The following is a 25,996-nucleotide window of genomic DNA, read 5'->3' as shown; positions in this document are numbered from 1 at the left end:
GTTGAAGTTTGCTACACTTCTATTTTTGCCCAATCTTTCTGAACAAAAAAACAACTGAACAGCGCAAGCCATTCAGTCGTTTTTTCTTAATAAATATAAAAAATAAGGTGCACCGATACATGCTACAACGATGCCTGCAGGCACAGTGGCAGTTGAAATGGCCACGCGCCCTATTGTATCTGCTAGCATTAATAAGCAAGCACCAATACATAATGTTATTGGTAAAAAGAATTGATAGCGTGGTCCAACAAGCTGCTTTGCAATATGTGGTGCCATTAAGCCGATAAATGCAATGCCTCCTGTGACAGATACAGCAGCGGCAGCAAGTGCAACAGCCACCATTAATAATTGTAATCGCTCTTTAGCAATATTCACGCCTAACCCAATTGCTGTTTGCTCAGTCATTGCTAGCACATTTAAAACATTTGCTTTATATAAAATGAACGGAATACATATGACTAACCATGGTATTAATGCCCACAGGAATGGCCAATCAGTTCCCCATACACTTCCTGCAAGCCATTGTGCGATAAATTGTACATCTGAGCGCTCAGCCGAAGAAATTAACAGCATCATCACACCCGATAATGCAGATGCCACACCTACCCCAATTAAAATTAGCTTTACAGGTTGAACACCTTGATTGCGCTTATATGAAAAAAAGTAAATACTAAGGGCCGTTATTATAGCACTGAAAAATCCTACTACTGGCAATATGTACGCAAAGTTTGGTAAATCACCATGGACACAAAGGTAAAATATAGTTATCCCCACACCTGCACCAGCATTGATACCAATAATACCAGGGTCCGCTAAATCATTACGTGTTACCCCCTGTAATACAGCTCCTGCCAATGCTAAAGCCATACCTGCTGCCGCAAGAACAAATAGCCTTGGCAGACGTACAGAAAACAATACAAAGGATTCTTTAAAGTTCCCATCACCAAATAGTATAGGCAAGATACGATCTATGGACACGGAAGCAGCGCCCAGCGAAATACCCATTATGAAAATAAGGAATGTTAGCACTAGCCAAATGATAAGCCAAGTTCGTTGTTTTTTTTGTGCTGTTTTAAGCAAATTGACGACCTCCCTTACGTACAAGTAGTAAGAAGAACGGAAGGCCGATAATTGAAATAATAGCTACTACAGGCGTTTCATACGGTGCATTCACCATGCGTGCTACGAAATCTGCAGCGACCATTAACCAACCACCCATAAGAGCACTCATCGGTAAAACAAAACGATAATCTGTACCAACTAAAGCACGGACAATATGCGGCACCATTAAACCAACAAATGCTAGATTACCTACTAGGGCAACAGCAGAGCCCGCAAGTATAACAACTACGAACATCATAATCCCTTTAATCACTGTTGTTTTCTGACCTAACCCGACAGCTACCTCTTCATTTAAACTTAAAATCGTTAGCTGGCGACTGAATATAAACGCAATACCTAATCCGATTACAATAATAGGTACAATAATTAAAGCCTGCCATGTTGTGCCAATTAGACCACCACTCGTCCACATTGATACATCTTTTGCAATTTTAAATAATATACCCGTACCATCAGCAACCGCTTGTAAAAGAGCTGATACTGCTGCACCTGCTAAAACTAGCTTCAATGGAGAAAAGCCACCTTTTGTTGATGCACCGATACTATAAACAATAATCATCCCTACCCCTGCACCAATAAAGCATGCAAAAATTAGTATATAATACGAGGAATTCGGGATAAACGCCATTGTTAAGGCTAAAGCAGCATTTGCCCCTGCTGTAAGTCCAAGAAGCCCTGGATCTGCTAAAGCGTTTCTTGTGACGCCCTGCATAATAGCTCCAGCAACTGCGAGTGCACTACCGACAAAAATAGCAGCAATTATACGCGGAAATCGAATTTCACGCAAAATAGCATAATGCTTGCCGCCACCTTGTCCGACAATCGCTTGATAAACATCTTGAATACTTGTATTCGCAGCGCCAATACATAGCGAGATTGTTACTGTCACTGCTAAAACTAGCAGGGATAGTAACAGCTGAAGCCAAAACGGGAAATGTCGAAACTTTGTCATTTGCCTTCGCTACTCTCTACCGAAATTATTGTAAAAACTTCTCTTTAAAGAATTTTAGTTGATAATCTAATGTGATAGGATCGTTAAAGTAAAATGCGTTACCATTTACTTTAAATAAATGACCATTCTTCACAGCATCTAAATCTTTATACCAACCAGCATTTTCAATAGAAGTCTCTTCGCCATTAAACGTACTAAAAATCACATAGTCCCCAGCGTATTCATTTAAAACTTCAGTAGAAATAGCGAAATAACCTGGTTTTAGCGCATCCTCTTTCACTTTTTCAGCCATATTTAAGCCCATTTCTTGATATAAAATTTCTGTTCCACGACCCCAATTATCGCCATACACATACATTTGTTTATTAAACATTTCTGCTACCGTAACTGTTGCATTTTCACCGATTTTTGCTTTAATTTCTGACCCTGCTTTAGCAGCGCGTTCTTTAAAATCTGCTACCCATTTCGTTGCTTCATCTTCTTTATTTACGACTTTACCGATTTCGATAAATTGCTGTAAATAATCGACTTTACCATACGTAAATAAGACAGTTGGTGCAATTTCAGCTAGCTTATCTGCATTTTCAATGCCATTTAAACCAATGATTAAATCTGGATCTAGTTCAATAATTTTTTCGATATCTGTATTTTCTACTACTACTGCATCTTTAATAGCATCTTTAAAGTTTGGATTATCTGCAGCCCATGTATCTATCCCTACAACATTTACGCCAAGTTGCAATAAATCCCCAACAAATGATGATAACACGACTACACGTTTAGGATTTGCTGGTACTTCAATAGGACCTGTTTCAGATTGATAAGTAATTGTTTCCGCTGATGATGACTCATTTGTGCCTTCATCTTCTTTCTTCGAATTATCTTCTTTGTTGCCGCACGCTGCAAGTGCTAGCACGACAATCATAAACATTGGTAAAAGCCACTTTTTCATTTATATATCTCCTTTAAGTCGTTTGTAATAAGTCGTATGTAATGCACATCGGTTTGTCTGTTCGTGGATCTTTTCCAATGACTGCATCAATATGAAACACTTTTTGTAATACTTCAGGTACAATGACTTCCTCTGCTGTACCAAATTTTACGAGCTCTCCTTGTGAAAGCGCTACAATATAATCAGAAAAGCGGGCTGCTTGATTTAAATCATGAAGCACCATGACAATTGTACGACCTTCATCTTCGTTTAGCTTGCTTAATAATTCTAAAACCTCTAATTGATGTGCCATATCTAAGTAAGTTGTTGGCTCATCTAAAAAAATGATATCGGTTTCCTGTGCTAATGCCATCGCAATCCATACACGCTGACGTTGTCCACCAGACAACGCATCTACTGCATGCTGACGAAAAGCATCTGTTTTTGTTACCTTGAGGGACCAGTCAATGACATCTTTATCTTTTTGAGATAAATTGCCGAAGCCCTTTTGATATGGAAATCGACCGTAGGACACAAGCTCCTCTACCGTTAAACCGTGCGCACTTTCAGGACTTTGTGGTAAAATAGCTAGCTCTTTTGCCAAATCTTTCGTATGCATTTTGGAAATATTTTGACCGTCTAAAATGACATGCCCACTCTCATGCTTAAGAATTCTTGTTATTGCCTTTAAAAGCGTAGATTTACCACAACCATTGGATCCAATAATTGTTGTTATTTTTCCATCTGGAATTTGTAATGATAAGTCATGCACTATGGTTTTGTTCTCATAGCCAACACGGATCGATTCAATTTGTAAACGCAAAACATGCCCTCTCTTTCTTTTTACTAATTCACATGATATGATAACATCGAAAGCGACATTGATAATCATTATCACTAAAGCTAGTCTAGTTTTCCACTAAGGATTTGTCAAATACTTTTTTAATATTTTTCAAGGATGTGACGATATAAGTGCAAGATTTATACGATGTAACGATTATAGGTGGTGGGCCTGCGGGCTTATATAGTGCTTTTTATAGCGGGTTAAGGGGCCTAAAAACAAAATTGATAGAAAGCCAGGAACAGTTAGGTGGTAAGGTGTTACTTTATCCAGAAAAGTTAATTTGGGATATTGGTGGGCACCCTCCTATTTTAGGTGGACAGTTTGTTAAACAATTAATTGCGCAAGCTAAAACATTTGATCCAACAATACTAACGGACACAAAGGTTGACTTTATTGAACGTCTAGGTGAAATGTTTGTTTTACATACAGCACAAGGAGAAAAACATTATTCAAAAACGATTCTTTTAGCTGTTGGTGGGGGCATTATAAATCCTCAAAAACTGACGCTAGAAGGTGCTGAAAAATACGAAATGTCTAATTTGCACTATACTGTCCAGTCATATAAGCGCTTTGTCGATAAGGACATTATTATTTCTGGTGGCGGTAATGCTGCAATTGACTGGGCAGTGGAGCTTAGCCCTATCGCTAAAAACGTAACTGTTGTATATCGTAAGGACACGCTCTCTGCCCATGAAGCGACGATACAGGAAGCGCTAGATGCTGGCGTTCAAATTGAATGTAACACGACAATTACAAAGTTAACGGCAAATACAGATAAAACAGCTATTGAATTTGTCACATGCGAAAATTCTCAAACAAAGCAAAGCTACACACGCCAAGTGGATGAAGTCATTGTAAGTCATGGCTATAACCGTGAAGCATCTCTTGCATTTGACGAGGCAATATCAATCCCTAAAAAAGACGACTATTATTTTGAAGGAAAAGCAACGGGTGAAACAGCCCAACCTGGTATTTTCGCAGCAGGTGATATTTTATCATTCGAAGGGAAAATTCATCTTCTATTAGGAACTTTCCAAGATGCCGCTAATGCTGTCAACTCAATCAAAACGTATCTAGAACCGACTGCTCATCGTAATGCGGTCGTATCTTCTCATAATGAAATCTTTAAAGAAAAAAATCGCTCTATAATTGAAAATAGCTTGTCGAGATAAAACAATGGTTTGGTAAAATATTGAAATCATCAAAAAGAAGCTAAAAAAAGAAAAAGTGTTAGATTGACTGCAAACAATCTAACACTTTTTTTGCCGCGAACATTAATGGGCTATTTCCGAATGTTTCAGACGATTCACAGTCTTTTACCGGCGATTGCCCCTATCTTAGCGGCGATTTGCGGGCTTCCACCGGCGATTTCCATGTTATATCCCAGCCTTTTAATTTGAGCTAAAGTTAATTCATGTTAATCATTCAAACCTTTACCATCGAGAATTTGCTGTGTATATTTTTCAATCCTAGACACACGAGTTTTGGCTTGCTTAGCCTGAGAAAAATAATAAATGTAAGCTCTTTGTCGTCCAGGCGTTAATGCTTCAAATGCTAGTTTTAAAGCAGGGAGCTCGTTGAATTTAGCTTGTAGTTCTTCTGGCATATCGAAATCGGTATTCTTTTTAAACTCTACTTCCAAACCTGCTTTTTCAACTTCTATAGCTTGTTTAATATAAGCTTTTAGGTCGCTTTCCATGTCAATGATTTGCTGGACACTCGTAAAGCGAATTTGGCGTGCCGCTTGTACATTTTCTGTTTGTTGAATAAGAATTCCTTTCGTATCCTTTAACAATGCACCTTTATGGAACAGCAGTGCACAATATTCTTTAAATCCATGTATTAATACGATGTTCTTGTTCTCTAAAGTATAACAAGGGTGCATCCACTTAAATTCTTCTGCCAGCCCACTATCTAAAACTATATTTCTCAATGCTTCATATTCTGCTTTCCACGTTTTAGCTTTACTTAAAAACTCATCAACTTTAGGATTTGTTTTCATTTTTGTCATCAACGACACCCCTCTTTAATTTTTGACCTATTACAATCAATCATTTTGTTCAATTACCAATTGATTAATAATAAGACATTCGTAGAGAACCTGTCCAGTTGAAGCGCAAAATCTTATGAAAAAAAGAGAATATACGCTGCTAAACTAAACGTCATATCCTCTTAATTTGTGTAATACATTGCAATCTGCCCTTTACTGAATCCCCATCTACATCTAACTATCTAAATAGACTTAATAATGACCCCATTTGCCTAAGCATATTAACCCCACTCGAAATAGTGTCTGCGTGGCCCTTCATTGCGCTGAAATTTTCTGATAAGTTTCCAAACCGAGAATTTCGAGGTTGTTGATTATTGAACGAGCTGGGTTGTGGACGCATACTTTGAATCATAGGATTATAACTTTGTCTATATCTTCGTGGTACTGGCCTCCTTCTAGGATTCGGCGAATAATATGGCATCAATTCACCTCCTATACAAAAACGTTTATATATTATACGTCTGGATTTTTTTTTCGTTTAGACTTTTGAAGATGTTTATAAAAATTAATAGTATAAATGAGTGCTACGTAAACATATTGAAATAACTTATTGCCACGTTATATTTTGCTTTTTATCATATATAGTCCGTCCTATGTCCTTCTAGGAACCATACTATTTTTATTTTCATATTATACAAATAAGAACAATAAAGAAGGTGTTAGAAATTCATAAATCCAAATATCTAGACTTTTTGTCCAAATTTGGTGTTGGGGGGGCACATCCTGGTGGTATGGCACTAACAAAGGAACTATTAAGGGCTGAACATATTAGAAGTACTTCTCAAATATTAGATGTTGGCTGTGGTACAGGCCAAACAGCTGCCTTTTTAGCTTCCCAATATAAAGCTGCTGTTACTGGTATTGATCGTAATTCAATCATGGTAGCTAAAGCCAAAAATCGTATGAAGAAACGTCGCCTACCAGTCACAATCATAGAAGCGTCAATTGAAGATATTCCTTTACGCAATGAGCAATTTGATTTGATTATTGCTGAATCTGTTCTTTCCTTTGTCAACAAGTCCAAAGCTCTCGATGAAATTTATCGTTTATTGAAAAACGGTGGTCGATTCATTGCAATAGAATTTACTATTAATCAATTGTTAGACGAAAAGAGTAAGAAGGAAATTGAACAATTTTATGGCTTCGATACATTATTGATGAAAAAAGATTGGGTTGCTCTATTGAACAATGCTGGATTTCAAACAATTCGTATACGCAAAAATCAATCGCTTTCTTCACCACCTGAATTTCAGCATTCACAAAAAATCGAACCTGAACTTTATGAGGTCATGGAACAACACATTGACATGAATTTAAAATATGATGGAATTTTAGATTATAGAATTTATAGTTGTACGAAATAAAGAATAGCGTATGATTTTCATAGTTAGTTGCCAGCTGTGAAAATCATACGCTTCTTTTTAATTATTGTGTAAGCAGCTATTTTGCAGTATTGCTTTTTTCATAATGTTTTGTGAGGATAACTCGAAGGTGGTTTAAACGATTATTTAATCATTGCTATAAAATGTTTTAAAATTCTAGCAGTTAAACCCCAAATGGTATATTGTTCATAATCATAAAACCATTCTTCCATTGATCGAGTTCTCCAGTTATACTGTGCTCCGTTAACAATTTTGTCAAAAGGAAAGTCTAAAGAAGGCACTGGTTCAATAGACACTAAATGCATATATGGTTCATGATGTAATAACCAATTGATTGGTACTGTAAACACTTCTTCAACTTCATCTTTGTTATAAGCATGAATAATTTGATTGAAATCAACAATTGCCACGAATGGATAAGTAACAAATGAGGAGGATGCGATATACGGACTCAATTGCCCTATAACTTGAACCGTTTTCGGATCGATTCCTAATTCCTCGTACGTTTCTCGTAAAGCGGCTGCCAATGGTGATGCATCGGTTGCGTCAATTTTGCCACCTGGAAAACTAATATCGCCGGGCTGTTTTCTCATCGTAAATGAACGCACTTCAAAAAGAATATGCCATTCGCCATTCACTTGAACTAATGGTATTAAAACGGCTGAACGAAAAGCTGTCTCCTCTCCTATAAATAAATGCTGATTTTGCTGTAATTGATGCTTCAATTTATCTAGAAACATGAGATTATCTCACCTCAATTGTTTATATTCTGTTTTATCGTATCATTATTAAGTAGTTGGATAAAGACTATTAGACTAAATCATCTGATTCAAACTAGCAATTAAAATGTTGGCACAATAAAAATGCAGAGGAGGTGCGCCATCCTCCATCTGCATTGCTTATGGTTGTAATAAAATTTTCCCGACACTTTTACGACTTTCCAACAAATCATGTGCCTTTGCTCCATCTTTCAGGGCAAAAATAGTCGGCTCGTGTATTTTTATCTTTCCATCTGTAATCCATTCAAATAGTTGTTGTGAACGTATTTTTCTTTCCTCAAAAGATGTTAAGACATTCCAAAGGTCTCCTCCGGTTAATGTTTTCGAAGTATCCATTAACATACGTGGATCCACCGCCACAGGATCTCCTCCTGACATACCAAAAAACACGACAGTTCCACCGACTTTTGTTGCTTCTAAACTATCTTGCAGTGTAGAACCTACTGATTCGTATACGACATGAACCCCTTGACCCCCAGTATTCTCCTTCACTTTTTGCACCCACTGCTCTTCATATAAAAAGACATGGTCCGCACCGATGGCCATTGCTACTTCTGCTTTTTCTTTAGAAGATGTGAGTCCGATTACGTTAGCCCCTTTTAACTTAGCCATCTGGATTAAGTTTTGACCTACACCACCTGCTGCTGCGTGAATGAGAACCGTATCACCTGGTTGAATAGCATAGCTATCTGTCACTAAATATTGCGCAGTTAAACCTTGTAATAAAATCGCAGCCGCCATCTCAAAAGAAATTTCATCTGGTAATAAAATTACCTTATCTAGTGGAACTGCCACGAACTCTGCATTCGCAAATGGAACATCCGCAAATGCGATACGGTCACCTTCTTGAATATTGTAAATATTTGAACCGACCTTTTCTACGATACCTGCACCCTCATAGCCTAAAATAAAAGGAGGCTGACCTGCTAAATGGTAATTACCTTTTCGTCGGTAAATATCAGCAAAATTTAATCCAACCGCCTTCGTTCGTACTAATATTTCGTTAGCTGTAATGACAGGATCTGCTATCTCTTTATATTGTAATACCTCTGGACCGCCAAATGTTTCAAATACTAATGCTTTCATTATCTAACCCCTTGCTAAATGTATGTAGAACTATCTTACGTTAAAGAAAAAGGTTAATACAACTCTTTAAGCTTAAAATAAACCATAAAAAATGCCAGTAGCGAAACGATTCACTACTGGCTTCTCAACTTTTACTTCGCTGTTAAAGTTACATTCTCGGCAGTTGCCCAATTGTTGATTGGTAATACTTTATAAGTACCACCTGACTTTAATGTTGCGTCTTTTACATCAAAAATACCGACAGCCCCTTTACGAGATGAATATCGATATTGAGCTTGTAATTTTGAGCCATCTTCAGCCTGTAATTCTACACTGCGACCTGCAAATAATTCCATTCCTGGGTCTTTGTCGAGCGTAACTTCGAATGAAGTTGCATCGATTGGTTCGAGCGACTGAATCGTTAAAGGTGCTATTTCAGTTGCCGAAAACGTTGGATTTTTAAGTACTGCCCAGTCAGCTGTTACCGAATATTCCATTCCCGACTTTAATGCTTTTCCTTCCGGCAAGCGAAATTTTGGTGCCTGTCTTCCATCTGCCGCTTGTGTAAATAGCACATAATTCGCCTGTAATTTCTCTCCATTCCCTGCTGTCAGTGTAACGACACGGTCACGTAAGGAGGAAATAACCTGATATTGCTTGCCTTTTTCGTCCTTATTGTCATCATTCACTTGGAATGAAAGATCACCTCTAGCCTCTTTATATGCCTCTATAATATTGGAATAATCTGTTACACCTTCATCTTTAAATGATTCAATTTCAAACGTATCACTTGTAACTTGTTTCGCTTGGCTAATATTTATTAATTCATCGCTGGCATCAAAGGCAGTCGTTTCTCCACCTTTGTATCTTAGTGTGTAGTTAGTTCCTGCCTTTTGCATAGTGACTGGCACTATATACGTACTTTTAGCCCCTATTTTTAATCGAGGAACATTGACGATACTTAATTCATGATTGAATGAAAAGTCTTTTTTTATTGCTTCTAAATTTTCTACTTTCACATCTTCTTCGGATAATGGTTCAGAAAAAGTTACTTGTAATGTCATTATGTTTAATGGCTTTATTTCTGTAATTTGAATTGCTTCTTTCGTATCTTTTTTCGTTTCTTGTTGTGTTTGCCCTTCCTTTTGTTCCGTTTGTTTATTTAAGAAATTACACCCTGATAGCGTTAATGTTACTGATAAAAGAATGGGCGCGATAATACTTAATCTTTTCGTCATTTTTTTGACTCCCCTTCAAGTGATTTTTCTCGCTCTTTGTTCTTTTGCGAAATTTGCAAACTTTATCCTTCCTCAATTACCATTCTTGCCCACGCTGCACTATTGTTATACGTGCAAACCCCTTTTCAAATATTTCATGTCATTGTGCAACCATTTCATCTTCATTTTTATTTAAAAGATAAAATGCTTAACAAATAAAAAAATAGTATGCTAGGACTAATCCAAGCATACTATCTATCATTTGATTTTTTAGTTCATATCATTTACTACTGGTTTATTTTTACGCTTTATTTTCATCACGAGTTCAAGCAATGCGACAATGATTAAAGATATGCCAAATAGCGGCATGATGATACCTAAAATAATTATAACAATGATTAATGGAATTGATATTTTCTGAGATAATTGAGGTGGTGCTGATAGTAAGCCTTTTTTCTTGCGCAGCAACCATGTTCGGAATCCCCAGAAAATAACACCTAAAAATGCTATACAAACAACTAAGTTTAATAACTTATTTGGCCAACCAAATAAGTGTCCTTCATGCAACGGAATGCCCCAAGTAAACCATTTTGCTAAAATACCATAGTCGTCATAGCTAACCTTAGAAATAAATTCCCCACTGTATTGGTCAAAGTAGATTGTCGTTTCCTCATAAGGACTAACATCGAGTCCTGTTACACCTGTATTACTTGATTTTGCTACTGTAAATACACCATCATCACTTGTCGGATAGATAATAGAATATGGCTTTGTAATACCATTTGCCTCTATTTGTTGTTGTAAACTAGCGACATTAATTTGATTTGGATTTCGACTTACATTTACTGCTCCCATCCCATGATGCGCATGTTTAGAAGAAGTTGGTGCCTCTTCCTTACGTGTCGCCCACGGAATTTCACTCACATCTGAAGTAGGCGGTTGTTGTTGTAATAATGGCGTTCCAATTGACGGATTTGCTTGTGATGCTGAATAAATAAAATTCCCCATAAATGCCGACCATGGTAAGCCTGTAAAAATAAGAACAATCATCGGAATCGTAATAATCGTTCCAATAAGAGCATGCCATCTTCTATTGTTTTGTCGTTTATTCGCCTGTTTCGCTTTCTTTAACACTTTTCCTTTAAAAGTCATATATAGACCAGATAGCAGTAAAAAGATTGCCCAACATGCAGCCAATTCTACTAAATAATTGACTATAGTTCCACCTAAAAATAAAGAGCTGTGTAAGCTTCTTAACACATTCGAAAATGTGTATGTCGGATCTTGATGACCAACGATTTGATTATTTTCATCTAAAAATAAATATCTTTGATCACCCTTGTCATTTGTCATCGTTAAACGTGTATTGTAAGGTTCTTCTAATTCAATAATTTTAGTCGTCGTATAGCTTGAAAATGCCGCTTCTGCCTGTTGAACACCTTCGTCAATTGTTAATGTTTCTGTTTTTTTACTACTGCCAAAGAAGTAATCATCATATAGGTGATTTTCTACATCGGTATAAAACAAATATCCAATGCCACTAAGTGTCAGTGTGATGAGAAGTGGTGTAATAAATAATGCAGCATAAAAATGCATTCGCCAAAAACTTGAATAAGTTGCATTTTTCATCTCTTGTTCCCCAATCTATTATAATAAAAGCAAATTTATTATATAAGATAAAAGTGAAATAAGAATGAAGTCCTAGAGAAATATTGAAAAAGTCGATACATTGCTAGCTTTAAATAGAAAAAAGGCTACTTAACATCCCTAAAATCAGGTTGCGTTAAGTAGCCATTCGTATTTTATCCGATTAATTCTTTTCTTACATTGCAATAAGCTGTATAAATGTCTGAATGGTGCGCTTCATCTTGCCCAAAAAAATATTCGACAAGCTCTACTAACGTTTTTCTAGCCCCATCAAACTGTTTTTGCATAATTTCATATTTAAAAAGATTTTCATAATACTCGATAACTTGTGGATTCATGTGGTACACTCCTTCATTTTTAGCATAAAAAAACATCTTTCCTTCTTTAGAAAGATGCCTACTATGACAAATACACGACATAATACGTCGATTGCCATGACGGAAAAAGCTTGCTATTACGCATAGAAGCTACCCTCTTGACGATCGTCGTACTATGAGCATGCAGAAGAAATTCTCTAGTCACACTCAACACCCCCTATCCTCGTAGGTTTTTTGGTTGTACTAGATAAAGGCAGGTCTCCTGGCTTATGTTCATCACACGTTTCACCTTCCCATTACAATACGTAACAGTGGTTTTTCTGAAATGTGCTCCCATTTACAGTTGCGGGACAGCGCCGGAATTTCACCGGTCTTCCCTTTTAAACAAATCGGTATTCCGATTTGTACCTCTATCTTATTATTCCGTTTTTATTATTATACCATAAAGATTTGTGTACATTGACACTATCCTAATAGATTACTAATATTTAATGTAACGGAGTTAATTTTCCAATAAATACATTTTAATCCTTTTCTACATAAAAGAGAGTGATGTCATCCTATTATTGATGGTGGGAAGACGCTAGTTTTACATTTACTGAATAAATTTGTAACAAAGCCTATTTTTTTTGCAACAAAACGAAAAATTATCGTAAGAGCTAAAAAGTGTTGCTACGATAAATACAGGAAGGAGAACACATGAAATTCAACTACATATGGAAAAACAAACAATTCATTTCTGAAATTGACATTATTAGTAATCCATCGAATAAGGAATTGCTTTTGACATTTGAACAGCATTTTTCACAACCTATTACATTAAGCGCAACAGATTTCAAATCAAATCGCCAAGTTATGATTGAACTCCATGATATCGAAGCAATGGAAGCATCCGGTCATTTTTAAAGAAAACCCTTTAATTAATGGACTATTGATTGCAACAAACAATCAAATTTTATATTTAATTATTTGTATTCTACTATTAATGAAAGCACCGATGTGGGTGTTACCTGTTTATGCAATTATATACGGTGCCCATTTGTTACCATATTCATTCTTTTATCAATCAAAAAATTATCGATATAGTTCAATTTTTATTTGTCTAGCTATTTTAATAAGTATACTTTTCTTCCATTTGAATATGATTTTTGTACCGCTCATTGTAGAAATCGGAGTGCTCTTCTTATTTTTCATGCTGCAAAAGGAAATTAAAAGCTAGTCTGAAAAAATGGACTAGCTTTTAATTCGAAGTAAACCTACAATAAATAATTAGGCAAAAAACTTATGTGCTTTGTTTAGGTTCACAAATAATTGTAATGTAACCAAGTATAGAAAACATCTTTTCTTCGTGGTTTTTTAGAAGTTGTGCTATATTCAATGTGTCAGGAGTGAGTTAATGAAAAAATTTTTAACAATTACGGCAATAATTCTTGTTTTAATCGGAGCAGCTAGCTATGCTGTATGGCATTTTGGGACAAATATCGCTTCCGAAAAAATAATTGAAAAAGTAGAATCTAATTTAGATGACAAAAATCTAGAAGAAGTTAAATCTTATATCGAGAACGATTCGAAGGTTCAAGAAATTGTGAGCGAGGCAGCAACTACAAATCCGGATACTCTTCCGTTCCAAACTAAGGAAGAAGCGACACGTGTGTTAATTAAAAAAGTGGGCGTTAATCGTTTACTTGAAATTCAGGAACAAGCGCAAAACGGTTCAATTAATAAGGATGAAGTATTATCCGAAATTGAAGGTAAACTGTCTGAAGATGAAATTTCTGCTTTAAAATACGTTTTATATAAGGAATTAAATAAATAAAACTAGTTATTTAAAAGTTTAAATTAAAATAGCAGAGAGGCTAAGATTAAGAATTTTTAACCACGCAACAGCTTCTCAATGTGTCGAGTGTATGTGGCAACACATTGGTGCTGATGGGTTTTTATTAGTATCGGCTCGATTCCTATTTAGTAGAATCGAGTCCTTTTTTCTTATCATCCTTCTACTGTGCCTTTCCTTCACTATATGAGCTACTTTTTGGGGAATAATGAATATAAAATTGAATTTTCCAATCTTTTTCCCTACTTCTTTTTTAAATTGATAAATGCTCATTTAATTCCCTCTATAGTCTAGTTGACTATCATTATAAATAATCCTTTTTCTTGTTGTTCAATAACTCTATAAATTTATACCAATTAGTTCAATTTAATCCGTAATAGGGCCCATTAATGAAATCGAGCGCTAATCCTTGTAATCGCGCTCGAATATTGAATATTAAGTTTGTGATTTCTACCTATTGCTTGCTAACCTGTCTCTATTTAAATATAAAACAACTGTTCCATGACTTAAAAGAAAACACTTAGTTACTAATTATATTAATAATTTTCTGTTGAGCATCTTTGGCTTCAGGGGTTGGCATAACAACAAACACATGAATCATTTGAGGATAAACAAAGGTATTGATTTCAATTCCTTGTTCTGTTAGTTTTTCATCAAGTTTCATGGCATCTGGATATAAAGCCTCGTGTGTTCCAATAAAATGAGTGATCTTCCCAAGTCCATTAAAGTTACCGTAAATTGGACTAATTAATGGGTCAGTTACACTTTTATCAGCTGCCCATATCTTTGTAATTACTTCCATTCCTTCACGAGCTAACAGAGGATCCTTTTCATCATATTCAGGTATAAGAGGATTGCTCAAACTCATATCAACACATGCAGATAATAAAATAATATCTTTCGGTTGAGGCAAATCTTCCATCTTTAAAAGATGGCCCAGACCAAGTGAGATATTTCCGCCAGCCGAATCTCCCATGATAGTCAATTGATTGATACTTTCCACAGTTCCAAGAATTTCTTTATATAGGTTTAGGATTTTCGAGTAGGCATCCTTATAGTTAAAATGAGGTACTTTAGGATAAATAGGAGCAATAATTTTTGCATCTAAAGATTGTGCCATATTATCCATGAACAACCAGTGTAAATTTAAAGGTTGACTCGTCCAAGCACCACCGTGTATATAAAGAATAACTTTTTGTTTCGAGGACTTTTGGTCATTTAATGTGAAGACTTGCATGCCCTCGAATGTCAGCTCCTGAATATCACTTAAAAATGTAACATCATCCCCAATAACATAGGGATTAGTATTTTCAGTCCCTCTTTGCTTAAGGAAATTTTTGGTGTTTTCAATAGTAGAAAAAGCCTTTTTATTACCTTGGGAAGTTATCCATTTTTCAAATTGAATACTTTCTTCAGAACGTGCTCCATTATAAATTTCTACACTCATTTTCATTTCTCTCCTTTAAACTTTTTTATTGTTTTCATCCTGTTTCATAACACGAAATGATTTGAGCTAACCATGTATTTCTTTATGTGCAGTCTTTGTTGGATAGAAGGTCTTGTGTAGACTGGTATTCAATTAGATGGGCCAACTAGTCATTGCAATTGTATCACACCTTTTTTACTAATTATTGGACTTTATTACAAATTATCTTACTCCATTACATATGATTAATCTTTAGTTAAAATGTACAGAAATACCTATACAAAAAAACTCCCCAATAAAAGTTTGGACGCACATGAAAAAGCCACGAATGCTGTACCATCAACGTTTCGTGGCTTTCCTTGGGAACATTATTTATACAAGTTTTTATGCACATTCTCCAAAAGTCAGTCATAGCAATGCTTTAATTGTATTTGGAAGTTGCACTATCGACGGTTATATAACCTATAATAGATTAAGTCTCTCTATGTTTTCATTTCTATTATTTTTCTGATTGTTCTTGCTTCTTTTTCAAATACTCTGCACGTATTTTTTCAATTTGCTGCTTTTTATCAAATTTGGCAGGCTTGTTTTTTTCATGAAACTTTGCCACAGCTACCTTACCTTTAGTATCCAATTGATATTTCCCCACTTTGTTCACCTACTTTTCTTATCCTTAAAGAAGAATCTATTCACCAACTATAATATACCTTATTTTACTGAAGTAAACCTTATTAGTGTACTACAAACCATTGCCGAATGGTCATTTATAATTCTTATCTTTACAACCTTGAATTTGCTGATTCATTTTAAAATTTTCAGTTAAATCTATTAAGTTTGTTTTTAATTAATTTTCTATACAAGACCGTCCTGTCCTATATACAGACAAAACCCCCTGAGAATTTTCATCTCTCAGGGGATTTATCATTTTTGAAGAGAAATCAACGTTTTCTATTCCTTTATTTTTTATATTTACAATCAATATGTGGATTGCTGAACTTGTTGACGTAATGTTTTAGCAGCAGCAACCATATGAGCGAGCGCTGCAACTGTTTCCGGTTCTTTTCTCGTTTTTAGACCACAATCTGGGTTGATCCAAAATTGATTTGTTGATAATACTTGTAGGCTATCTTGCATGATACTTAACATTTCTTGTTCGCTCGGCACACGAGGGCTATGAATATCATAAACACCTAATCCAATCCCTTTTTTATATGGGTTTATTTGCAGTGATGCAATTAGCTCTCCATGACTGCGTGACGTCTCTATAGATATAACGTCGGCATCCAATGCACTAATTGGTTCAATAAAATCATTGAACTCACAGTAACACATATGTGTATGAATTTGTGTTTCATCCTTTACAATAGCCGTAGCAAGCTTAAAAGCATTCACTGTCCAATCCAAATATGCGCCCCACTGTTCTTTACGTAAAGGCAATCCTTCACGCAATGCAGGTTCATCGACTTGAATAATAGAAATGCCAGCCGCTTCTAGTGCCTCAACCTCTTTCCTTAGTGCAAGTGCAATTTGATAGGTCACATCTTTTCGCGCAATATCATCACGTACAAATGACCAGTTTAATATCGTAACAGGACCTGTTAACATCCCTTTCACATATCGATTTGTTAAACTTTGTGCATAGGCAGTTTCTTTCACAGTCATCGGCGCTTCCCATGCAACATCACCATAAATAATCGGTGGTTTTACACAACGAGAGCCGTACGAAACGACCCAAGCTTTTTCTGTAAAAGCGAAGCCTGTTAACTTTTCACCAAAGTATTCCACCATATCTGTACGCTCGAATTCACCATGCACGAGTACATCAATATCTAAATCTTCTTGAATGGCAATCCATCGTTTCGTTTCTTGTGCGACAAAGTCAGCATATGCTTCATCTGAAAGCTGTTTTTTTCGCCATGCATTACGTGTGCGCTTTACTTCATCAGATTGAGGGAAGCTACCAATCGTAGTCGTTGGGAATAGTGGTAGCTGCAGTGACTGTTGTTGAATAATCTGACGCGCATTAAAATCATTTTGACGTTCAAAATCCTCTGTCGACACCGTTTGTACTTCTTGTTGAACAGCCTGATTATTTCGTACAGGATGTTTTTTTAATGCTTCAATTGCTTTCATGCTCTCAGAGATAGTATGATTTGACGTGTGATTTTTTTCTTTTAAATACTTAGCCACCTCTGATATTTCTACTAATTTTTCATCAGCAAATGCAAGCGCATTTTTTAAGACAGGCTCTAATTTTGTTTCAAGTGCGGTCGAAATCGGCACATGCTGTAAGCTACATGACGATTGAACCCACAGCTCTTGGGCACTAGTCAGCTGTTCAATTGCCCTAACTGTAGTACTTATCTCTGCTAAATTTGCCCTCCAAATATCTCGTCCATTAACAATTCCTACTGCCAATACTTTATCATGTGGAAAGCCAAATTGACGTAGCGCCTCCATATTTTTCGTATAGCCATGAACAAAATCTAAGCCAAATCCTTGTACAGGGAGTTCAATTAGTGTGTTATAAGCTGATAACGATTCAAAATAGGTTTGTAACATAATATTAGCCTCTGGTACAGCGGCTGCTAATTGTGTATATATTTCTTGCACAAGTTTGACCTCCGCCTCATCTAATGATGTGACTAATGCAGGCTCCTCTAATTGAATCCAATCAGCACCGGCTGTTACTAGTTCTTGAATAACCTGCGCATACAGTGGTAGTAGTGCTAAAATAAACGCAACTTGTGTTACTTTATCGTAACCTTTTGTTAGCTTGCAAAATGTATATGGCCCGATTAGCGTTGGCTTTGCAGTAATGCCATATACTTCTTTAACCTCAAGGAAATCTGCAAGTATTTTATTGTCTGTTAGTTGCAGAGCTTGACCTTCATATTCAGGGACAATGTAATGATAATTTGTATTGAACCATTTTGTCATTTCACTCGCAACAGCTTCTTTATTTCCACGTGCTACCGCGTAATACGTTTGTAAGTTAACCTTTCCACCCTGCCAGCCGAAGCGCTTTGGCACTAAGCCAAACATAACCGCTGTATCAAGCATTCTGTCATACAGTGTGAAATCCCCAACTGTGACAATATCTATACCGCTACGAAGCTGCTTGTCGATGCGTGCAAGACGGATTTCTTTAATTTTTTGTAAGAAATCTTCTTCTGTAAGTTCATTTCTCCAAAATGCCTCTAATGCCTTTTTCCATTCACGGTCTTCCCCTATGTATGGGTAGCCTATTACAGTCGTTGTATACGTCATATTCCTTCTCTCCTCTGGTTTAAAATAAAAAAACCATCTTCCTTTTTAGGAAAATGGTAGTTATTGTATATCTAAATTAGCTATGACGAGGCGATACGATAATATATTAATTATCGTATATATTCGTTAGTCGCACAGTGCCGATTCGGTCACATCTCACCACCTATTTCCACGTAGGTTATTTGGTGTGTACTAGACATTGGCAGGTCTCCTGGCTTCTCATCAACACGCCTCACAGCCTTCCCAGTTCCCCAGTGGCATATGTGATTTGCTCCGATTTACAGTTGCGGGACAGCGTCGGATTTACACCGACTTCCCTTTTAAGCCAAACTTTCATTTGGCACCAACTCTTACACAATATTCAATTATGTTTCCTACTATAACATATATTTTTCTGAAAAGTATAACTTTTATGAAGATATATGTATTATTTCTGTACAGAGTTACACTTTGAGTAATTTTTAAATGGACTAATTGACGACATAATAATAAAACAATCTACTAATCCGAAAAGGTATTTTAAGTAATTTGTAGAAATATATAGTTATAGAAAGAACGTGCGAGGAGGATTACTATGATTGTCGGATTACATCACATACAATTAACGATTCCAAAAGGTACCGAGGAGCAAGGGAAAGCTTTTTATTGCCGTTTGTTAGGCCTCAAAGAAATAGAGAAACCAGAATCTCTTAAAGGGCGTGGTGGATTTTGGCTACGAGTTGGTCAGCACGAAGTACATGTTGGCACAGAAGAAGGCTTTGATCGACTAACAACGAAAGCCCATATTGCCTATCAAGTAGAGGATGTAGCATATTGGAAAAAAGTATTAACAGCGCATCATATCGAAATCCTTGATTCTGTTCCAATTCCTAATTATGAGCGCTTTGAATTTAGAGACCCTTTTGGTAATCGAGTAGAAATTATTCAGCCTATTTAAATTTTTAAAAAGCAGCCATCAATGGCTGCTTCAGACTATAGACAAACGCGAAGATTTTCGAGTTTGTCTATAGTTCTTTATTATTTAAAATTAATATAAAAGTGATGACTACTACCGTTGATTTCCTGTATGGGCTGTCGATTTCCGCGGATACACACGTAAGCCGCAACCCCCACTATCGCGCTGTCTGGTGCGTCTCACGTTCTGTGCGTTCCCACAGGAGTTGTCCGTCCTCTACTCCAATCACCCATGACTCAAACTATGTATTTCATACTTAATGATAAACAAAAAAATTCCTATACTACGTGCTTTTATAAATACTATTTGACTCATATAGTTATTTTTATATCATTCCTTACCCTTATTTTGATTTCCCTATTAGCACATTACCTAGCATTGTTTCTATGTGTGATAATCCATAGTTGCTAGCGTTTTTTGTATGCACTATTTATCAAACTGAAACATTTGTAATGAAACTGTAAATTCAAGCGATAAAGCCTTATATATCAAGGTTTTTACATAAAGCGATGCTCCCTGTGGAAACATTTACCTCGCAGAACCCCTACTTTTTCATGCTACGATTATTGCAACAGCAAGCAAACAGATATGAATTTACTGCTCGCTTACAGGAGGTAAAAACAGCATGAAAAAACAATTTTTAAAAACTACACTAGCATTATCGATTGGATTTAGCTCATTCGGAATCGTTCAAGCATCCGTTGAACCAATCAAAGTAGAAGCTGCAACAACAAATGCACAACAAAATGACCAAGCTGTCGCAGCGAAGGCTGAGCAACTTATTCAAACAGGAAAAAGTTTAATTGGGAAGGCTACATATAGTAATTCAGTTTACAAGTCTACATATCCTTACAAGTTTTCTTGTGCTTCATTCATTATGTATATTTTTGAACAGAATGGAGTAGACATTGGTACTTATAATGAAAATTATATGATCCAGCAAGGGACATTTGTTCCTAAAAGCCAATTGCAAAAAGGCGACTTAGTATTCTTTAAAAGTAAAAAAACGGGCACAGATCCCGATCATGTAGGCATGTACATTGGAAATAACAAAATAATTCATATGGCTGATTCCAAGCAAAATATCGTCATTTCAGATATGGGTAGCAAACCTTATTACACTGACAACTATGTATCTGCACGCAGAGTATTACCAACATTACTATCGGCTAACCCTGCAACGAAAGGCGATAAAATTGTTGAAAATGCAATAACTTATAAAAATAAAGTAACAATAAGCTCATTAAATAAAGAGCAAAGCTTACAATTTACAGCCCCTGGTTTCGTAGAATATGTCTATCGTAAGAGCGGTGTAAACCTTGGTACAACAACTCTAAAAGAACAAATGGCTAAAGGAACTACGGTATCACGTGCCAATTTAAAAAAGGGCGACTTAGTGTTCTTTAATAGTGTGAAAGGGTCAAATAACCCTTCTCTTGTAGGTATCTACGCTGGAGATCAACGTATCATCATTCCAATTTCAAGTGGTGTTACAACTAGAGTACTCTTTGTGGATTATTATAAAGAGCATTATATAACAGCAAAACGTGTATTTTAAGAAAATCAGCTGCTATTTGACAGCACGACGCGTTATCTTTACGCTATAAAAATAATAAAACATAGCATACAAGCGTGTAATTACAACGCTTTGTATGCTATGTTTTTGATATAATCAGCGGTACCTTACATTATCGTAAAGTGGATTTTATCTAAGCATAAAAAGGATTCTTTCGCATAAAGGTAGCTACTGATGAGTAGTCGCTAGGAGTGCCTTGCCAAAAGGCTATTTTTCCTTTAATTGATTAGCGAATTCAATCATGGATCGACTAGACATAGGGCCCTTTATTAATACAATAGTATCTTTATCAAGTTTTGGTTTAAGTATTTCTAGTACACCTGTGACATCTTTAAATATATGAACCTCCGCAGTTGTTCCATCTTTTTTTGCTTGAGCTGCTATATCTTCAGCTCTTTTTCCAATCGTAATAAGCATTTGAATATCTCGCTGTGCCACCATAGAACCGATCTCACGATGATACTTTTCTTCGAAAAGACCCAATCGCTTTATATCACCTAATATAAGGATTATTTTTTTATCTTTTCCTATCGTATCTAAAACCTTTAAAGCAGCTTCAACTGATGTTGGGTTATTCGTCCATGTATCATCTATAATGGTACTTTCACCGATACCAGTTGAAAATTCCAGGTGCCTTGCCATCGGTTTAAATGTTTTTAAACGCGAGATTGCTGTTTGGATAGACACTCCCATCTCCTTTATAGCTGCGATAGCCGCTAGCGCATTATACACTTGATGTTCTCCGTAACCAGGTACAAAGATAGTATACTTTTCATTAGATACTTGCAGGATAAATTTCATGCCGTTGTTCGTAAATTCAATGTTAGAAGCTTTGTAATCTGCATGCTGCTGAACGCCAATAGTGATAATTTTCCCTTTAAACTTATGCAAGGGTACTTTTTTTGTGTTTTCATCATCACCATTGATGATTAACGTGCCATCCTCCGACAGCCCTTCTAAAATTTCAGATTTTGCTTTTATATAGCCCTCAAGATTTTTACATCCATCTAAATGATGGACACCAATATTAGTAATAATACCAATTGTTGGTTTGTAGATCATACATTGATGTTTAATGTTCCCTGTATTCCCCAGACCTAGCTCAAAAACAGCTGCTTTCGTTGTTTTATCAATGCCCGTTAAATAGGGTAATGATTGACGAGGCTCATTTTTACTACTAATTGATGCCTGCACATTCCAATCTTTACTTGCAATATGTTTAATCATTTCTTTTGTTGTTGTTTTCCCACATGTTCCGGTTAATGCGACAACTGGTATATCAAAAAGACCTCTATAGTATTCAATAAACTTCCAGTATGCCTGCAAAGTACTTTTTACTTGAATAACGGTTGTATTATCGAGTGCATTTTTAAGTTCACTTAAAGGTTTATCTGAAATGACGAGGGATGGCCCCTTTTGATCGATTTCTTTCCAGTTAATAGACTCGCTTTTATTGATGAACATTAGCGAATTTTTCTGCGTCAAATCATGACGGTTATAATAAATAGCCTGTTTGACAAGCCATTGCTCAGAACCGCTTACTAAAACCCCTTGTAATAACTTTCTAATCACAGTCACACTTATATTTTGCACGTTAACTCCGTCCCCCCTCTCATTATAGTATGAAAAATGATAGCTAGAAGTTTGGGTAAAGGAGCGTATCCTTCCCTTTTTCTAGCAACGACTATTATTTGTTGATTTACTTTATCTTTTATTCAGAGCGCTCCTTTCTAGTAGATTACTATACAATATTATTAAATGACCTCATGTGACACAGTATTTATCCTGTTGTCATTGCATCCATCATTACCTTGTATCTCTAAATGATTTTTTTATTTTTAAATCTGCTGCCAAATCGGAAATTTGTTTACTATACATATCTCCTTTTATCAGGACAATTGTATTTTCATCTACTATTTCATGTAATAACTTATAGACGAGTGTACTATTTTTAAAAGTATAAACAGGGTCACTAAATCCTAGTTTCACTGCATGATCAGCCATAATTCGGGCGTGCTCTCCTATTGTAATAAGCACATCTACACCAATACGATTGATTAACTCTCCAGCTTGCTCATGGATGATATAACCCCACGATCCTAAATCGGTAATTGTTCCAATAACGGCTATCTTTTTCCTGCCCTCTCCTATTGAATTTAAGACCTTTAAGGCTGCTTCTAATGAAGTCGTTGTTAAACTCCAAGTATCGTCTATTAACAGTGAATTATTAATACCTTCAAACAGTTGTAGCTGCTTTTTCATTTTCTTGAATGACGCTAATTGTTTAATTGCTAACGAAATCGGTACATTTAATTCATTAATAGCAGCAATTGCGGCTAATGCATTGTATACTTGATGCTCTCCAAATCCAGGGACGAAAACGTCATATTTTTTCATTTTGTGATGCATTGTAAACTGCATGCCATTTTCAACATACCGAATATGACTTGCTTTAAAATCACATGATGTATGCTGCCCGATTTTAATAATATTTCCCTCGAATTTCGACAAATCGATTTTTTTTATATTAGCATCTTCCGCATTGATAATTAATGACCCTGCTGGATTTACAATTTCAACCATTTCACCTTTTGCCTGTATATAACCATCTAACGTTTTACAATAGTTTAAATGGTGGGCTCCAATATTAGTAATAATGCCGATAGTCGGCTTGAAATACTTCCCTGCATTCCTTACATCCCCAGGTGATCCAACCGCTGTTTCAAAAACTGCAACTTCTGTTTCATCATCGATGCTAAGTAAATATTGCAAAGAAGCCGTTCTAGAATTACTGCTTAAAGTAGTTGCAGCAACTTCTTTTTCAGCAGAAAGAATATGCTTAATCATCTCCTTCGTTGTTGTTTTTCCAGAGGTACCGGTAATTGCAATAACAGGGATTTCAAATTGACTACGATAATAATGTACAAACTTCCAGTAGGCCTCATCTGCATTCTCTACTTGGATGATGATTACTTTTTGAGGAATTTCATGCTGACTATACAAACGATCTGTTACAAGTACTAGTGGGGAAAGCGACTCTAGACTTTTCCAGTTGATAATGCGTTTGTTTGTAAAAAGTGCAGTATACGGTTTTTTAACTTGTTTTAGTCGATATGCGCCATACTGGATCAGCACCTCATCCGACCCTTGCAACAATTTACCTGCAGTAATCGCTGTTAAATTCTTCACCGATAGAGGCTTCATATCAATTCACACTCCTTTCATTTCTATTATATGAATGGTCACAAAAGTTGCTTGGATGTAAACATGATACATAACTAGAAGAAAACTATTTCACAGCATATATATAAAATGTATATTAATAATCCAAGTGCCAACTGAAGGAGTGATTATACTGAAGGCAATTATATTTATAGGTACAAACAAATCTGGATCTAGTCGTGAAGCGATAAAAGCAGCAGAAAAGTTGGGTTACTTTACGGTACTCTTCACAAACAATACAAAACAATTAGAACAGAGAAAAGCCTACCCAGACATTCATAAAATGGTTCTTATCGACACCTCTAATATAGAAGATATGATAGAAGAAATTCACAATTTGTTTGATACCGGATTAGAGATAAAATCAATTGTTAGTTTTGTAGACCCATTTGTTCATATTGCCTCTATTTTATGTGACGAATTTTGCCAAAACTATACGTCTTCATCTGCTATTGAAATGATGGAGGACAAAGAAAAAACAAGGAATATTTTAAAGGATCAACCTTATTCCCCTAAGTTTGTTCTAAAAAAACCACATGAATCATTTACAAATAATATGGTATTCCCACTAATCGTTAAATCACCTAAATCAACAGGTTCTAAAGACGTACTGTTCGCGACAAATAAAGACCAACTCGATATACACCTTACATTTCTCCAAAACAAAAATCCTGGGGAAACCATCATGATTGAAGAATATATTGATGGCCCTCAATATTTAGTTGAAGCTCTCGTTTATAAGAGCCAAGTTCATACGATTGGCATTATTGAACAAGAGATTACACAAGGAAAGCGATTTATTATTACAGGCTATGGTGTACTCGCAGAAGTACCTCCCCATATTCAAAAAGGAATTGAAGAGGTGCTCCATTCGATCGTTGATGTATTTGATATTGAAAATGGAACATTGCATTTAGAACTTCGTTTAACTGAAAACGGTTGGAAGCTCATTGAAATAAACCCTAGAATTTCAGGGGGCGCTATGAATAACATGCTACATGCTGCATTCGGATTTAGTTATGTGGAAGAAACACTTAAGTTATTTTTAGGTGAACAACCTAATGTAAACCCTCGTCATAATAAGTTTATTTTCACAAAATACGTGATTGTAGAAAGTAAAGGTGTGTTAGAAAGAGTAATTGGAAGAACAAAGGCTTCAAAATCAACAGGTGTTGTAGATGTCTATGTAAAACCTAGAAAAGGAACAATTTTAACCCCGCCATTATCTATGGGGCATCGCTATGCCTACGTCATTGCTGAGGGCAAATCGTTAGCTCAAGCTAAAAATAATGCCATAACAGCCGCTAAGGAAATCAAATTTCTATTAAAAGCCTTATAAATTTTTCAATACACTTGTTAGGATTACAAATGAATCAGTTTTTGCGGATGTAGCTTCGTCCTGCTACG

23 protein-coding genes and 2 riboswitches are annotated in these 25,996 nt (G+C 36.0%); of the genes, 8 read left to right on the top strand and 15 right to left on the bottom strand.

Features of this window, described 5'->3' with window-relative positions; genetic code table 11:
• Positions 1-72 precede the first annotated feature (72 nt).
• Genes ACQKNX_RS03910 through ACQKNX_RS03895 form a run of 4 tightly spaced genes read right to left on the bottom strand, consistent with a single transcriptional unit; the run spans position 73 to position 3,828 of the window.
• A complete protein-coding gene (locus ACQKNX_RS03910) occupies positions 73-1,080 on the bottom strand; it encodes a FecCD family ABC transporter permease (protein ID WP_427427660.1) in 1,008 nt (335 codons plus the stop codon).
• Positions 1,073-2,074 carry a FecCD family ABC transporter permease gene (locus ACQKNX_RS03905; RefSeq protein ID WP_427427659.1) on the bottom strand — a complete coding sequence of 334 codons (1,002 nt, stop codon included), beginning with the start codon at positions 2,072-2,074 and terminating at the stop codon, positions 1,073-1,075. Before ACQKNX_RS03905 ends, ACQKNX_RS03910 begins: the two co-directional genes overlap by 8 nt.
• A 25-nt stretch (positions 2,075-2,099) precedes the next feature.
• Positions 2,100-3,026, bottom strand: a complete 927-nt coding sequence (locus tag ACQKNX_RS03900) for an iron-hydroxamate ABC transporter substrate-binding protein (protein WP_427427658.1) — start codon at positions 3,024-3,026, stop codon at positions 2,100-2,102.
• Between the two features lie 13 nt (positions 3,027-3,039).
• Entirely contained in the window at positions 3,040-3,828 is a 789-nt protein-coding gene (locus ACQKNX_RS03895) for an ABC transporter ATP-binding protein (protein WP_427427657.1), read from the bottom strand.
• Between the two features lie 149 nt (positions 3,829-3,977).
• Between ACQKNX_RS03895 and ACQKNX_RS03890 the strand changes: the two genes are divergently transcribed.
• A complete protein-coding gene (locus ACQKNX_RS03890) occupies positions 3,978-5,021 on the top strand; it encodes an NAD(P)/FAD-dependent oxidoreductase (RefSeq protein WP_427427656.1) in 1,044 nt (347 codons plus the stop codon).
• Between the two features lie 245 nt (positions 5,022-5,266).
• Here the strand turns inward: ACQKNX_RS03890 and ACQKNX_RS03885 are convergent, their stop codons facing one another.
• Positions 5,267-5,860, bottom strand: a complete 594-nt coding sequence (locus ACQKNX_RS03885) for a YdeI/OmpD-associated family protein (protein WP_427427655.1) — start codon at positions 5,858-5,860, stop codon at positions 5,267-5,269.
• Between the two features lie 770 nt (positions 5,861-6,630).
• On the opposite strand from ACQKNX_RS03885, the gene ACQKNX_RS03880 reads away from it, so the two are divergent.
• Entirely contained in the window at positions 6,631-7,263 is a 633-nt protein-coding gene (locus ACQKNX_RS03880) for a class I SAM-dependent methyltransferase (RefSeq protein WP_427427654.1), read from the top strand.
• A 140-nt stretch (positions 7,264-7,403) separates the two neighbouring features.
• Here ACQKNX_RS03880 and ACQKNX_RS03875 read toward each other — a convergent pair whose 3' ends face one another.
• The 5 genes from ACQKNX_RS03875 to ACQKNX_RS03855 form a co-directional block, all read right to left on the bottom strand.
• A complete protein-coding gene (locus tag ACQKNX_RS03875) occupies positions 7,404-8,021 on the bottom strand; it encodes an NUDIX hydrolase (protein ID WP_427427653.1) in 618 nt (205 codons plus the stop codon).
• Positions 8,022-8,180: 159 nt separating this feature from the next.
• The gene (locus ACQKNX_RS03870) at positions 8,181-9,146 is read right to left on the bottom strand and encodes a quinone oxidoreductase family protein (RefSeq protein ID WP_427427652.1); all 966 of its coding nucleotides are present in this window, start codon (positions 9,144-9,146) and stop codon (positions 8,181-8,183) included.
• Between the two features lie 131 nt (positions 9,147-9,277).
• A complete protein-coding gene (locus ACQKNX_RS03865) occupies positions 9,278-10,363 on the bottom strand; it encodes a hypothetical protein (protein WP_427427651.1) in 1,086 nt (361 codons plus the stop codon).
• A 249-nt stretch (positions 10,364-10,612) separates the two neighbouring features.
• Positions 10,613-11,971: a PepSY-associated TM helix domain-containing protein gene (locus ACQKNX_RS03860; RefSeq protein ID WP_427427650.1), complete on the bottom strand. Its 1,359-nt coding sequence runs from the start codon at positions 11,969-11,971 to the stop codon at positions 10,613-10,615.
• Positions 11,972-12,144: 173 nt separating this feature from the next.
• Positions 12,145-12,327, bottom strand: coding sequence for a hypothetical protein (locus ACQKNX_RS03855; RefSeq protein WP_401007587.1), 183 nt, complete (start codon positions 12,325-12,327; stop codon positions 12,145-12,147).
• A 214-nt stretch (positions 12,328-12,541) separates the two neighbouring features.
• Positions 12,542-12,733: riboswitch (cobalamin riboswitch) on the bottom strand.
• Between the two features lie 272 nt (positions 12,734-13,005).
• Here ACQKNX_RS03855 and ACQKNX_RS03850 point away from each other — a divergent pair.
• The 3 genes from ACQKNX_RS03850 to ACQKNX_RS03840 all read left to right on the top strand — a co-directional run bounded on the left by ACQKNX_RS03850 (position 13,006) and on the right by ACQKNX_RS03840 (position 14,122).
• A complete protein-coding gene (locus ACQKNX_RS03850) occupies positions 13,006-13,212 on the top strand; it encodes a hypothetical protein (RefSeq protein ID WP_427427649.1) in 207 nt (68 codons plus the stop codon).
• The gene (locus ACQKNX_RS03845) at positions 13,175-13,525 is read left to right on the top strand and encodes a DUF7010 family protein (protein ID WP_427427648.1); all 351 of its coding nucleotides are present in this window, start codon (positions 13,175-13,177) and stop codon (positions 13,523-13,525) included. Before ACQKNX_RS03850 ends, ACQKNX_RS03845 begins: the two co-directional genes overlap by 38 nt.
• Before the next feature lie 177 nt (positions 13,526-13,702).
• On the top strand, positions 13,703-14,122 hold the full coding sequence (locus ACQKNX_RS03840; protein ID WP_427427647.1) for a hypothetical protein: 420 nt from the start codon (positions 13,703-13,705) through the stop codon (positions 14,120-14,122).
• A 538-nt stretch (positions 14,123-14,660) separates the two neighbouring features.
• Here ACQKNX_RS03840 and ACQKNX_RS03835 read toward each other — a convergent pair.
• The 3 genes from ACQKNX_RS03835 to metE all read right to left on the bottom strand — a co-directional run bounded on the left by ACQKNX_RS03835 (position 14,661) and on the right by metE (position 18,836).
• Positions 14,661-15,587 (bottom strand): alpha/beta hydrolase fold domain-containing protein, encoded by a 927-nt coding sequence (locus ACQKNX_RS03835; protein ID WP_427427646.1) that lies wholly within the window; start codon positions 15,585-15,587, stop codon positions 14,661-14,663.
• A gap of 478 nt (positions 15,588-16,065) precedes the next feature.
• Positions 16,066-16,215 (bottom strand): hypothetical protein, encoded by a 150-nt coding sequence (locus ACQKNX_RS03830; protein ID WP_427427645.1) that lies wholly within the window; start codon positions 16,213-16,215, stop codon positions 16,066-16,068.
• Between the two features lie 326 nt (positions 16,216-16,541).
• Complete coding sequence (gene metE, locus ACQKNX_RS03825; protein WP_427427644.1) at positions 16,542-18,836, bottom strand: 5-methyltetrahydropteroyltriglutamate--homocysteine S-methyltransferase; 2,295 nt, start codon at positions 18,834-18,836, stop codon at positions 16,542-16,544.
• A 184-nt stretch (positions 18,837-19,020) separates the two neighbouring features.
• A riboswitch (cobalamin riboswitch) is annotated at positions 19,021-19,199 on the bottom strand.
• A gap of 211 nt (positions 19,200-19,410) precedes the next feature.
• Between metE and ACQKNX_RS03820 the strand changes: the two genes are divergently transcribed.
• Positions 19,411-19,773: a VOC family protein gene (locus ACQKNX_RS03820; RefSeq protein ID WP_427427643.1), complete on the top strand. Its 363-nt coding sequence runs from the start codon at positions 19,411-19,413 to the stop codon at positions 19,771-19,773.
• A 643-nt stretch (positions 19,774-20,416) separates the two neighbouring features.
• Positions 20,417-21,349 carry a C40 family peptidase gene (locus ACQKNX_RS03815; protein WP_427427642.1) on the top strand — a complete coding sequence of 311 codons (933 nt, stop codon included), beginning with the start codon at positions 20,417-20,419 and terminating at the stop codon, positions 21,347-21,349.
• A 225-nt stretch (positions 21,350-21,574) separates the two neighbouring features.
• Here ACQKNX_RS03815 and ACQKNX_RS03810 read toward each other — a convergent pair whose 3' ends face one another.
• Together ACQKNX_RS03810 and ACQKNX_RS03805 are read right to left on the bottom strand one after the other, a co-directional pair.
• Entirely contained in the window at positions 21,575-22,960 is a 1,386-nt protein-coding gene (locus ACQKNX_RS03810) for a UDP-N-acetylmuramoyl-tripeptide--D-alanyl-D-alanine ligase (RefSeq protein WP_427427641.1), read from the bottom strand.
• Between the two features lie 213 nt (positions 22,961-23,173).
• Positions 23,174-24,571, bottom strand: coding sequence for a Mur ligase family protein (locus ACQKNX_RS03805; protein ID WP_427427640.1), 1,398 nt, complete (start codon positions 24,569-24,571; stop codon positions 23,174-23,176).
• 151 nt (positions 24,572-24,722) lie between these two features.
• Between ACQKNX_RS03805 and ACQKNX_RS03800 the strand changes: the two genes are divergently transcribed.
• Entirely contained in the window at positions 24,723-25,928 is a 1,206-nt protein-coding gene (locus ACQKNX_RS03800) for an ATP-grasp domain-containing protein (protein ID WP_427428260.1), read from the top strand.
• The last annotated feature ends 68 nt before the right edge of the window (positions 25,929-25,996 follow it).

Origin of the sequence: Lysinibacillus sp. NPDC093712, assembly GCF_050280025.1 — a bacterium.
GTDB lineage: Bacteria > Bacillota > Bacilli > Bacillales_A > Planococcaceae > Lysinibacillus.
Note: the sequence above shows the minus strand (reverse complement) of the source record. Positions and strands in the feature narration are given on the sequence as shown.